This is a genomic window from Neochlamydia sp. TUME1, assembly GCF_000813645.1.
Lineage (GTDB): Bacteria > Chlamydiota > Chlamydiia > Chlamydiales > Parachlamydiaceae > Neochlamydia.
In genome coordinates this window covers 55,774-67,563 of sequence record NZ_JRXI01000111.1, presented here as the reverse complement: position 1 = coordinate 67,563, position 11,790 = coordinate 55,774, and the positions used below count along the sequence as shown (strand labels likewise).

At 38.0% G+C, this 11,790-nt stretch carries 8 protein-coding genes; 4 read left to right on the top strand and 4 right to left on the bottom strand.

What is annotated here, in order from left to right; translation table 11 throughout:
* Positions 1-175: 175 nt before the first annotated feature.
* The gene (gene rpmB / locus DB41_RS05080; protein ID WP_039385022.1) at positions 176-451 is read right to left on the bottom strand and encodes a 50S ribosomal protein L28; all 276 of its coding nucleotides are present in this window, start codon (positions 449-451) and stop codon (positions 176-178) included.
* Positions 452-564: 113 nt separating this feature from the next.
* Positions 565-1,002, bottom strand: a complete 438-nt coding sequence (locus DB41_RS05075) for a hypothetical protein (RefSeq protein WP_039385020.1) — start codon at positions 1,000-1,002, stop codon at positions 565-567.
* 172 nt (positions 1,003-1,174) lie between these two features.
* On the opposite strand from DB41_RS05075, the gene sthA reads away from it, so the two are divergent.
* Together sthA and DB41_RS05065 are read left to right on the top strand one after the other, a co-directional pair.
* Positions 1,175-2,581, top strand: coding sequence for a Si-specific NAD(P)(+) transhydrogenase (gene sthA, locus DB41_RS05070; RefSeq protein ID WP_238578434.1), 1,407 nt, complete (start codon positions 1,175-1,177; stop codon positions 2,579-2,581).
* Positions 2,568-3,089, top strand: a complete 522-nt coding sequence (locus DB41_RS05065; RefSeq protein WP_039385016.1) for a hypothetical protein — start codon at positions 2,568-2,570, stop codon at positions 3,087-3,089. The genes sthA and DB41_RS05065 overlap by 14 nt, the downstream gene beginning before the upstream one ends.
* Before the next feature lie 54 nt (positions 3,090-3,143).
* Here DB41_RS05065 and DB41_RS05060 read toward each other — a convergent pair whose 3' ends face one another.
* Together DB41_RS05060 and DB41_RS05055 are read right to left on the bottom strand one after the other, a co-directional pair.
* Complete coding sequence (locus DB41_RS05060) at positions 3,144-5,750, bottom strand: ATP-dependent Clp protease ATP-binding subunit (protein ID WP_039385014.1); 2,607 nt, start codon at positions 5,748-5,750, stop codon at positions 3,144-3,146.
* Between the two features lie 505 nt (positions 5,751-6,255).
* Entirely contained in the window at positions 6,256-6,936 is a 681-nt protein-coding gene (locus DB41_RS05055) for a DUF4116 domain-containing protein (protein ID WP_039385012.1), read from the bottom strand.
* A gap of 477 nt (positions 6,937-7,413) precedes the next feature.
* Here DB41_RS05055 and ispG point away from each other — a divergent pair, with 477 nt between their 5' ends.
* Positions 7,414-9,330 carry a (E)-4-hydroxy-3-methylbut-2-enyl-diphosphate synthase gene (gene ispG, locus DB41_RS05050; protein WP_039385010.1) on the top strand — a complete coding sequence of 639 codons (1,917 nt, stop codon included), beginning with the start codon at positions 7,414-7,416 and terminating at the stop codon, positions 9,328-9,330.
* Positions 9,331-9,822: 492 nt separating this feature from the next.
* Positions 9,823-11,667, top strand: a complete 1,845-nt coding sequence (locus DB41_RS05045; protein WP_039385008.1) for a patatin-like phospholipase family protein — start codon at positions 9,823-9,825, stop codon at positions 11,665-11,667.
* The last annotated feature ends 123 nt before the right edge of the window (positions 11,668-11,790 follow it).

Genomic DNA, 11,790 nt, shown 5'->3' with positions numbered 1-11,790 from the left:
TGAGTAAGGCTGATAAAAGGTGGTAAATCTTTTTCTCGGAATTCAAAGCAATTGAGAAACAAGTGCCTAAACAATTTAAGAGAAGAAGCTGGAAGGAGGAAGAGGGGGTCGTAAAAATGTTAAAAAATTATAAGGAGTGTAAGTTTGTGGAATAACTTTAACTTACACTCTTTTTTTAAACTGTGTGACCTTGAGCTCTTAAGCGGCGTATAATCGTACTGACACCCACTTTATCAATAGTTCTTAAAGCTTGTGTAGATAAGCGTAAAGTCACAAAGCGTTTTTCATCGCCGAACCAAATCCGTTTAGAAACAAGATTAGGCTGAAAACGTCGCTTAGTTTTACCAGTAACTTTAAGACCAATCCCTTTTTTCTTTTTAGCAATCCCTCTGATTGTGTACTTATAACCACGGGCGGGTTTTTTTCCTGTAACAGTACAGATTTTTGACATAACTGTAACTCCGATGAAGCGTAATTATTTGAAAAGGGGATATTAGCATTTATAGGGGTTATAAGCAAGGAAAAATATAATAAAGGAGACCCTAGAAAATACAATTAGAAATTTCAGTCGATAGGAAGCCACTTCTCTTGAATATTAAAGCGCTTATCGCTCTGCTTTTTTCTTTCTTTTTCTACCATTTCTTCGTTATTCACTTCTTTTATGGTTTGAGCAAATGCTCTTTTGTAGGCCTCAATTTTATCTAGTAACTTTAATACGTTTCTCCATTCTTCTGCATTCAGCTTCAAAGGATGTTCTAACATTTTTTTTATATGGGAAAGATTAGTGCCTAGTTTTAGATAAATACGTTCATCATTTTTATGAAGACGTTTAAGTTCAGAGATCATATAGATAGCAGTTTTTCTTTTATTGATACGGGTTTCATCTAACGCTCTTTTTTCGTTAATATCCTTGGAGGTAGAGTCGATGATTTTTTTTATGTTTAATTTGTCAAGTCCTTGAATTAAAGACTCTTCCACTTTAGTAAAATTAGTTTTAGGCATAAGACCACCCATTTTTTGTTATGACTTGCTAGCTTTATCTTATCATTAAAATTTATATTTGACAAACTTACATTCTTGTAATATATCTCGCCTAGATAAAGTCTAATCATTACAAGGCATATCTCATTATCCTACCAACCTATTAAACAATGCGAGTTTTTGAATGGAAGAAATGACAGTCGATTTAGTGGTCATTGGCGCAGGCCCAGCAGGACAAAAAGCAGCAATTCAAGGAGCCAAATTAGGTAAAAAAGTAATTGTAATTGATAAATTACCCGAACCGGGAGGAAACTGCCTGTATTCAGGTACCATTCCTTCTAAATCTCTTAGAGAAGCAATTATTGATTTAACCCGCTTTTATGAGAGAGGATTTAATAGCGGGGAATTTGCCTTACAAGAGGTTTCTATTCCTCAATTGAACCAACGGCTACATAAAGTGATTGAAGAAGAAAGAAGCACTGTTTATCGGCAATTAAGAAAAAATGGCATTCGTCTAATTTATGGAACAGCACGTTTTGAAAATCCTCGTATGTTGATTGTTATGGATGATGATTATCGGCTACTTCATCAAATTAACACTGAGTTTGTTGTTATCGCTACCGGCTCCAAGCCGAGAAATCCTAATAATATACCTTTCGATAATGATGTTATTTTTGACTCGACCCGTCTTTTAGGGATAGAAAAAGTTCCTTCCAGCCTCATTGTATTAGGAGGAGGAATTATTGGCTCAGAATATGCAAGCTTTTTCGCTGCTTTAGGAACCGAGGTTACAGTCATTGATAAAAAAGACCATATCTTACCTTCTTTAGATCCCGAGATTGGCATTATTTTACAAACTTCCTTGAAGGACTTGGGATTACGTTTTCTAGGAAATAAAGAGGCTGCTCAAATTGCTCGTATTAATGATAAAGCTTATGTAAAATGCAAGGATGGTACAGAGATATCAGCAGATGCTCTACTTTTTGCCCTAGGGCGGAGCGCCTATGTCGATGGCTTACATATTGAAAACGCGGGCTTAAGCGTTAATAACAAAGGGTATATTCCTGTCAATGCGCTATTTCAAACAGAACGGCCTAATATTTATGCCGTAGGAGATGTGATTGGTGGGCCTTGCTTAGCTTCGACTAGTATGGAGCAAGGACGTCTAGCAGCGCGCCATGCTTTTGGTGTGCATCATCGTTTATTCCCTAATCTTTACCCTATCGGTATTTATACTATACCTGAAATTTCTAGTTGCGGCTATAATGAAGATGAGTTGCGAGAGATGGGCTTTCGCTATGAAGTAGGAAGAGCTTATTATTATGAGATCGCCCGCAGCCATATTGTAGGAAGTAATACCGGAATGTTTAAAATCCTTTTTCATGCCGAGACACTAGAAATCTTGGGTGTCCATATTATTGGACGGAGTGCTACAGAAGTTATCCATATCGGTCAGGTGGCCATGAGTTTTAATGCAAAAATAGATTATTTTATTGATCAGGTTTTTAATTACCCTACTTATGCGGAAGGCTATCGTATTGCTGCTCTCAATGGATTTAATAAAATTAGTTATAAAAAGTATGTCGATGTCAAACAATAAAGAGAAATCAGATAGAAGAGGAGAAGCTAGGGATAGCGGGCCTTTAAAAGAAGACAGTGAGGGAAAGATTACCGAATATGTTTTTTTGGATATAAATTCTTCTTTAACAGAGGATGCTGAAAAAGTTAGTTTCGACTCAAGCCAAAATCCGGGGGAGATATTTGAATCCGTTCAATCTTTGTCCCAAGGAAATTATCCCTCTTATCTAAGAATGTTAGCTTTTTTAGCCACATTAGTGATGGCGGTGGTCTCAATTTTAGCTTTAATCATGACAGTGTGCATAGGGGCAATTTCTTTGATATTGTTACGTCAATCTGTAGGGGTAAATAAACAAGCCTCTTTTGCCTGGAGATGTTTTAAGAAAACGCTAGTCTTTACGCTAGGCTGTTTTGTGTGCATTTTCCATCTCAGTTACGGGATAGGGATGATATTAATGTATTTTCTCCTTACTGGTGAATCTGTTAATAACCGCTGGATGCAAGAATTTACTAAATACAGAGGACCTTAAGATTCTGGTGAGCAAGAGAGCTCAAAGGTTGGTGTTTGACCTTGGCTCTTTTTCTTAAGGTTTAGGGCCTTCTTTTATTCTAAACGCAATCTTGTCTTCTTCCATATATAATTCAATAGAACTTTTCGAAGGAATCCTGCCTTCAAGAATAGCTTTAGAAAGCATGTTGATCACTTCTGTTTGAATATAGCGTTTTAAGGGCCTTGCCCCAAATAAAGGATCATAACCTTCACAAGAAAGATGACTTAAAACTTCTGCAGTCCACTCTAAATTAACATCGCGGTCTTTTAAACGTTTAGCGAGCTGTTTAAGCTGAAGAGCGACAATTTTTTCCATGTCTTTTTCTTGCAAAGGCAGAAAGGGAAGGATATCATCTAAGCGGTTAATAAATTCTGGTCGAAAATAAGTTTTTATCACAGGCTGTAAAAGAGATAAAATTTGCTCTTTAGATAAGCCCGTTTGATTTTTCTCAAGCTTTTCTAATAGCAAATCCGAGCCAATGTTGGAAGTCATAATAAAAATAGCATTTTTACAGTTAATTGTTCTTCCTTTGCTATCTGTAATGCGACCCTCATCAAAGATTTGCAAAAGAAGGTTAAAGACATCAGAATGGGCTTTTTCAATCTCATCAAATAAAACCACTGCGTAAGGACGCCTTCGTATAGCTTCTGTTAATTGTCCTCCTTCCTCATATCCCACATATCCAGGAGGAGAGCCTATCATTCTAGCTATGCTATGCTTCTCCATATATTCAGACATATCCAAGCGAATAATAGCATCTTCTTGATCAAAAAGTTGTTCGGCAAGCGCTTTAGCCAACTCCGTTTTTCCTACCCCTGTAGGGCCTAGGAATAGAAATACACCTACAGGGCGCCCTGGATCACTTAAGCCTGAGCGAGAACGTCGGATAGCTTCGCTGACGGCAGTGACGGCAAGCTCTTGACCTACGACGCGCTTTGCTAGCACTTCTTCTAATTTAAGAAGTTTTTCGGCTTCTCCTTCTAACATTTTACTGACGGGAATACCGGTCCATTTTGAAACAATATGGGCGATTAAATTTTCATCTACCTCTTCCTGTAGTAAGCGAGCCACTTTTTCATTGAGCTTACTTTGAATAGCAGTAATTTCTGCCTCCACCTTAGGGAGCGTGCTATAACGTATTTCAGCTACTTTATTATAATCAGCTTTGCGTTCTAATTCTTCGGCATAAAATCGCAGCTGCTCAAGCTCATTTTTCTTCTTTTGTACTTCTTCTATAAGTTTCTTCTCATGATTCCATTGATCTCTTAAAACTGCTAACTCTTCTTTGATTTGAGCAATTCTAGCTTCAAGCTTATCAGCTTCCTCTTTAGAAGAGGGACTGTTTTCACGTCGCAAAGCTTCTTGTTCTACAATTAAACTACTTAGCTCCCGTTCTTTACGATCAATAGGTAACGGCCGGCTTCCAATTTGCATGCGAATCATACTAGCAGCTTCATCGATCAAATCAATAGCTTTATCAGGTAGGCGTCTATCAGTAATATAACGATAGGATAAGAACACTGCAGCATGAATAGCTGATTCAGTAATACGTACGCCATGAAAGATTTCAAAACGTTCGCGTAGGCCTCTTAATATAGCAATAGAATCTTCTAAAGTAGGCTCTTGAACCATGACAGGCTGAAAGCGGCGTTCCAAGGCGGCATCCTTTTCAATATACTTTTGGTACTCATTAAGAGTGGTTGCTCCAATGCAATGGAGAGTACCGCGTGCAAGAGCGGGTTTCAATAGGTTAGCAGCATCCATCGACCCTTCTGTAGCACCAGCTCCCACCAGAGTGTGAACTTCATCAATGAATAAGATGATGCGCCCTTCACTATTTTCAATGTCAGTTAAGATGCCTTTTAAACGTTCTTCAAATTCACCTCGATACTTGGTACCCGCAATTAAGCTACCCATATCGAGGGCTAACAACTGCTTATTTTTGAGGGATTCGGGCACATCTTGGGAAATAATTCTTTGAGCTAACCCTTCGGCTATAGCTGTTTTTCCAACTCCTGGGTCCCCAATCAGCATGGGATTGTTTTTAGTGCGGCGACTTAAGACTTGCATAGTACGTCGGATTTCTTCATCACGGCCAATGACAGGGTCTAATTTGCCCTGGCTAGCAAGCTGAGTAAGATTTTTACAATATTTTTCCAAGGTTTGTAAACTTGCTTCTGCGTTAGGCGAATCCATATGTCTCGCTCCTCGAATTTTTTTAATTTGTTCCTCAACATTTTTCAAAGAAATGCCTGTAGCTTGTTTCCAAGAGTTAAAAGGTTCTCCACCATTTTTCCAATAAGAAAGTAAAAAATGATCACTACTGGTATAAGTATCATTCATTTGCTTAGCTATGTTCTGAGCATCAGCAATGCGCATCTGTAAGTTACGGGCGGTTTGTGGAGGTTGAGGGGAGCCTGCATAAGTAGGCTGTTGCTCGATAGCACGCTGCACTTCTTCTATTAATACCTGCGGCTTTGTATTAAGAGTCGTAAGAATAGAAGTGAAATAACCTTGCGGATCATCTAAAAAAGCTTTAAGCAGATTATTTTCAGTGGCTTCTGTATTGTTATGTTGCTGAGCAATTTTGAAAGCTTCTTCTAACGCTTTTATGACGGCTTCTGTGAAATTTTGTGCCATTTCAACTCTCCGCTTGTAAGATAGGAAGTATCAATTTACGGATAACTTAGGCATTTGTCAATATGAAAAACATTTGCGTTTAAGACTTATTTCTCTTGATTTGCTATTTTTTTGTTAGCCCCTTTACATGAAAAGCAGGGGAGGATTGTATTTATCCCTTTAGTAATTCCCTTGGTTTGTTTCAAACGAGCAAAAAGCTTATGAGAAGCTATCTCTTTGTAAGAAAGAAAAAATCACTTCTAGTCGCTCTCTTAAGCAGATACCTAAAAACAGTAAGCGGCCACGAGATATAAAAGGGGGAGGCAAAATCTCTTTATTTTATAAAGGCTTTGTATGCTAATAGCCAATAAACTTTTAGCCTAAGTATGTTTCTTTGCTTTCGACCTGGTCCAAATGGCTAAACTCCCGGCATTAATTACAATAAATTTTTTCCTCCCCAGGTTATTAAGAGGATTTTTTAGGAAGAGATTTCGTACTTAAGCGATGCCTTTAGCTTTTTGTAAGTTTATTTGCTTGTAGCTAGGGAAATAATTATTGGATCATTTTGAAGCTCTTGGCTAGCATACCGAACGGCTGAAGCATTTTGTTGAACAGCGGTAAGCACCACCTCTCTATCGTTTTGAAGTTCTTGGCTAGCATAATCTAGGGCCAGACCATTTTGCCGTACAGCAGTAAGAACGAATTCTTTATGATTGCGAAACGTAGGAGTATACTTAAGGACCAACCCATCTTTCTGGACAAGTTCAAGGCACGCCTGATAAAACACTTTTTCAAATAGTGGAGCCTCGTTAGTATGCTCAAGATCCGAATCGTTTTGCTCTTTAGTGGTAAGATCTATTTTAATATCGTTTTTAAGCAGTTGATTGGCAGGGATAGATGGGCCATTATTATACTGGGTGGGCTCTATCCCGGTATTTTTATTGTAACTTTTTCTATGAGCAAAGTCATAAATTCCAACGATTATATTTCCTAATACAGGGAGCAACAAGATTATACAGCGCCCAAAGCTTTTTTGACTAAGGTGACTATAGTAGGAGCTTTTAGGCATACTCTCTTTTTGCTTGATAGGTAAAACAACAGCTTTTTGAAAGATATAGGCTAAATTAGTTAGAGTACTAACAAAAGGCAAATAGTCGCTCTTATTAACGATAAATCGGCAGGTGTTAGATAAAAAATTTGTTCGCATGGCAACCCTTTGCTTATCAATTTTTGTAGATTACATTTTAAAAATAATCCTATTTGAAATCAATAAAGCAGCTTAAGATATAAGCAGTTTAACTTACAGGAAAATTGTACAAAGATTTTATTAAGCATTTTTATCTTATAATTCCTATCTCAGTGGTTTGCTCTTTTATCTCTATCCCTGCTTTTGCCTTGGTATTTACTTTTAATAGATGGATTGTACGTTTTCTAAAAATAGATAATTGATTGGCTCTTCGGAGGTTTACGGGTAAAAGGTTTATTTAACTATTTTTCTCCTTAAAGAAATGTTTTACCACCTAAACCTCCGAAGAGCCAATTTTATTTCAATTTTTAAAGCTAATAATAAAAGAGTAAAGAGCTTTTAAGGGTTATCCTTATCCTCTTGAAGGATTGCTTGCAATATTAGGATTATCAAGATAGAATTCATGGCTTAAAGGAAATTTTATAGTGAGTATATTTCATGAAATACTGCGAATCCATTGCACAGCTGAAAAGACGCCCGACACGTGAGGTGATGGTTGGCCCTGTAGGAGTGGGGGGTAACAATCCTATTCGCATTCAGTCTATGACGACTTCCAATACACGGGATGCTGAAGCGACAACCCAGCAAATTATGCGTTTAGCCGATGCTGGTTGTGAAATTGCTCGCGTGACTGTACAAGGCATGAAAGAAGCTGACAGCTGCGAAGCCATAAAAAATGGCTTGCTTCAAAAAGGATATTCGATCCCGCTTGTGGCAGATATCCATTTTTTTCCTCCCGCTGCTATGCGGGTGATAGATTTCGTTGATAAGGTGCGTATCAATCCGGGCAATTTTGTCGATAAAAGAGCAAGCTTTAAAGTGATCGATTATGATGACTATTCGTATGCTCAAGAATTACTGAAAATTGAAGAAAAATTTACCCCTTTAGTAGAAAAATGTAAAAGCTTGAAGCGCGCCATGCGCATCGGAACTAACCATGGCTCTCTTTCTGATAGAATTATGAATCGGTATGGAGATACGCCTGCAGGAATGGTAGAGTCTGCTCTGGAGTTTGCGAGGATCTGTCGCAAGAATGACTACCATGATTTTATATTTTCTATGAAATCTTCTAATCCTCAGGTCATGATTTTGGCTTATCGCTTACTTGTAGCAGAGATGTATAGATTAGGGTGGGACTATCCTTTACACCTAGGGGTTACGGAAGCTGGCGAAGGGGAAGATGGAAGGATAAAATCTGCCATGGGAATTGGGAGTTTACTGTTAGATGGGATTGGAGATACTATTCGGGTGTCTTTGACGGAGGATCCTTGGCATGAGATTGACCCTTGCAGACGTTTAATTAAATTTACTCAAGAATATTCTCAACAAAATGAGCTAATTTTTGAAGAGCACTGCCGAGATTTTCAGAATATTGAAAGGCGTGCAATTATTTATCCAAAGCACATCGGCATGCATAAAGATGGCACAGTTTGGGTCTCAGCATCTAAAAACAATCAAGAAGATTCCTTGTTTTATCAGCATCTAGGTTGTGAAGTGCAGTTGGGACGGCCTCAACCTAAAATCTCTTCAATAGATGGTCTTGTTATTCCGGATGGCCACTTTTACAAGCAGGTGCTGCAACCTTTACAGGAGATAGGGATTAGCATTTTTTCCTCTCATACTCAAGAAGGAGTAGTGCCTTTATTGAATCTGATAGAAGCTCGTCAATATGTTAATCAGCATAAATTTTTGTTAAACTCTCAAACTTCTTGGGCACTCGCCCTCAGTGATGAATCTCCTGACGAATGGGAAACTATTCCTTCTTTACAGCCTTCCTTGATTATATTTCATCCCTCTTCTTCTCGTGTTTTTAAAGCGCGGCGCTTTTTTGATTGGCTAAAGCAAAACCAGATCGGTATTCCCGTCATCCTTAACTTTCACTATAGCTGCAGCCAAGAAGATCTGGTGATTCAAGCTTCAATGGAATATGGCGCTCTTTTTTGCGATGGGCTGGGAGAAGGAATATGGTTGGATGTCCCTCAAGATATTAATTATTTGCGTCATTTAAGTTTTAATATCTTGCAAGCGGCTCGTATGCGCATGGTTAAGACCGACTTTATCTCCTGCCCCAGCTGTGGCCGAACTTTATTCGATCTGCAGGAAGTGACTAAAAGGATACGTGAGCGAACTTCACATCTGCCTGGAGTCAAGATTGCTATTATGGGCTGCATTGTCAATGGTCCTGGGGAGATGGCTGATGCTGACTTCGGATATGTAGGATCTAAGGCAGGCATGATCGATCTCTATGTAGGCAAAGAATGTGTGCAGAAAAATATTCCTTTCGCTGAAGCTGATGATAAGTTGGTTGAATTACTCAAATCGCATGGCAGATGGCAAGAGCCCTGTTTAACGTAACGTCGGAAAATTTTTTCTCAAAATCTTTAGCGATGAGGATAGATAAGAGTGGGTTTATAAATAATGTGAAGAAATTGCAGAGAGGTTGCCATCGCTCTTTAGAGCTGGTCGAACATTTTGTGGCTACTTAAACGCCTGATTTCCTAAATGATCATCTAGGTCGGGTAGGACATTTAGTCTTGTATATGCCAAGAAATGGAGAGAAGAGCCGAACAATTGTAGGCAATAAGGTTGTATGCTAAATCTTTAGCTATGAACAAGGTGACATGTCGTAGATCTTTGGCCCCCTGAATACTATCTTATATATAAGACTAGCCTAGTAGAGGCCTTGTCTTATGAGAAGAGCTATTAGGTCTTTTACGACAGATGGCTTGTTATTCGTATAAATAAACGCTTAAGAAAAAAAATAAGTGTAAAAAATTTTAGTTTGCAAAAATCTTTTTCGGATGATATTACTTTATGTTTCTTTTTGACTAACGATAAGGAACTACCATGACCTCAGAAGTTCAACAATCTTCAACAAGCATTTTATCTTGGAGTATAGACCTTTTAGAAGAGAAATGTAAAACGATCAATAAGAGTATGGATGAAAGTAGACACATTAAATACACACAAATTTTGCAGTGTTTTCAAAATGATATGCGGGCTATTACTGATGAAAGAGATTTAGCCGAGTTCACTAAACGTTTTTCGATAATTAAGAATAATATCCCTAACGAGATTAAAGAAGGTGCTGATTTTGCTTTATACCTAGGCAAGACTGATAAAAAGATAAACGATTGCCTAAGGATTGTTGAGCAGCTAAAAAGCTTTCAAAGAGACATTAAAGAGGCCAAGACTGAGCGCGATCTAGCTCACCTAGATATGTCTATTACAAAAGTTGAAAGACAGATCACAAGCAATTTATTACCTATATATAAAGGTATCATTGAAGAATGTAGGGAGAGCTATATCTCTTCCCTTGATAAAAAGTATTTTCAGAAAAAACCCTCTCCTATTCAGAAAAAATCCTCTTCTGAGGGTGATGATCCCTATTTTGAACGTGAAGACTCCTTTTCTTTTGCTGAAGAATTCTCTTCTGATTTTGTGGTTCAAGAATCACGGGAGAGCATCGCATCATATACGAGAGGTAAAAAAAGGAAATCGATATATCCTATCCTTTCTCTAGATGGTGGAGGTATCCGAGGTATTATTCCTGCTACAATGCTAGTGGCAATTGAAGAGATAACAAGAAAGCCCATTGCAAAATTGTTTAAGTTAATTGGAGGAACATCAACAGGGGGGATTTTGGCCCTAGGACTGAGCAAGCCTGATAAAGATGACCCAAGAAAGCCTCAATATAAAGCTAAAAATCTATTAGACATGTATACAAAGGAATATGCTGGAATTTTTCAGCCCAATCAAGAGCATCTTCCAATGCCAAAAGAATTAGGATCGATGCAAAAAATTATGTGGTTCTTGAAGAATATCAAGGGGATGTTGGATAATCCTAAATATAAGGATCCCTCAGAATTTTTTAAGGATAAATTAGGAGAGAGGACTTCTTTATCTTCAGCATTAACTAAGGTTGTGGTTATAACTAATACTTATGATGAAATCCTCCGTAAAAGTATTAACATAGGAAAAAAAATTATTTCGGGAGAATCTTTGAGTGGCTCAGCACCGATAGACGGATCCATACATTCAATTATTTCACATGATGATATTTCTAAAACCGTACACCTTTATACCTCAGAGGGAATGAAAATTGTTTCCTATTGTTTACAAGATTTAAAAGCAAAAGATTTAATTAATCTACCGCCTGAACTTTCATGCGTGAATAGTTACGATTTTCCTATGCATCATGTAGCCACAGTAACGTCTGCTGCTCCAACTTACTTTCCTCCTGTTGTAGTAAATTATAATGTAACGGAAAGTACCCAAGGGAAAGAGAGCTGGTTTATGGATGGTGGTGTTTTACAGAACAATCCTGCATTACCCTGTGTATTTGAAGCCCTTGGACACAAAGAAGAGGATGAGGATTTGTTTGTGCTATCTCTTGGAACCGGGGGAAAAGATAGCATGCTTCCTAAGGGTTATGAGGATTTGGCAGACATGTGGTCTGACATGACTCAACCATATTTTGAAACACACAATATCGTGTCCTATATGATAGGGGCTAACAATTATCATCGTTTTCAGTATGAATTCGACAAGCCAGCTCCTCCTCTTGACGATACGAGTCTGCAAACTATTCAATTTCTTAAGACTTGTGGAGAGAACTTAGTAAAAGAAAATTACAATAGCATTCGCAATATCTGTAAAGTATTAAGCCCTGAGAGTTTCCAGGATTGCTAAAGCTTTAAGATAAAGACCAAGCAAGGCTGTATTAGATTAAAAGATGGCCTTATGGCGTAAATGATCTAATAGCTCGTCTGTTTAAGGTGCCGCATTATCTAGAAGCTAGTACTCTCTGCCCTT

What these genes read in the sequence shown, in the direction of transcription:
- DB41_RS05045 (WP_039385008.1), top strand. Translation starts at nt 9,823, where the DNA reads ATGACCTCAGAAGTTCAACAATCTTCAACAAGCATTTTATCTTGGAGT.
- DB41_RS05075 (WP_039385020.1), bottom strand. Translation starts at nt 1,002, where the DNA reads ATGCCTAAAACTAATTTTACTAAAGTGGAAGAGTCTTTAATTCAAGGA.
- rpmB (WP_039385022.1), bottom strand. Translation starts at nt 451, where the DNA reads ATGTCAAAAATCTGTACTGTTACAGGAAAAAAACCCGCCCGTGGTTAT.
- DB41_RS05065 (WP_039385016.1), top strand. Translation starts at nt 2,568, where the DNA reads ATGTCAAACAATAAAGAGAAATCAGATAGAAGAGGAGAAGCTAGGGAT.
- sthA (WP_238578434.1), top strand. Translation starts at nt 1,175, where the DNA reads ATGACAGTCGATTTAGTGGTCATTGGCGCAGGCCCAGCAGGACAAAAA.
- DB41_RS05055 (WP_039385012.1), bottom strand. Translation starts at nt 6,936, where the DNA reads ATGCGAACAAATTTTTTATCTAACACCTGCCGATTTATCGTTAATAAG.
- ispG (WP_039385010.1), top strand. Translation starts at nt 7,414, where the DNA reads ATGAAATACTGCGAATCCATTGCACAGCTGAAAAGACGCCCGACACGT.
- DB41_RS05060 (WP_039385014.1), bottom strand. Translation starts at nt 5,750, where the DNA reads ATGGCACAAAATTTCACAGAAGCCGTCATAAAAGCGTTAGAAGAAGCT.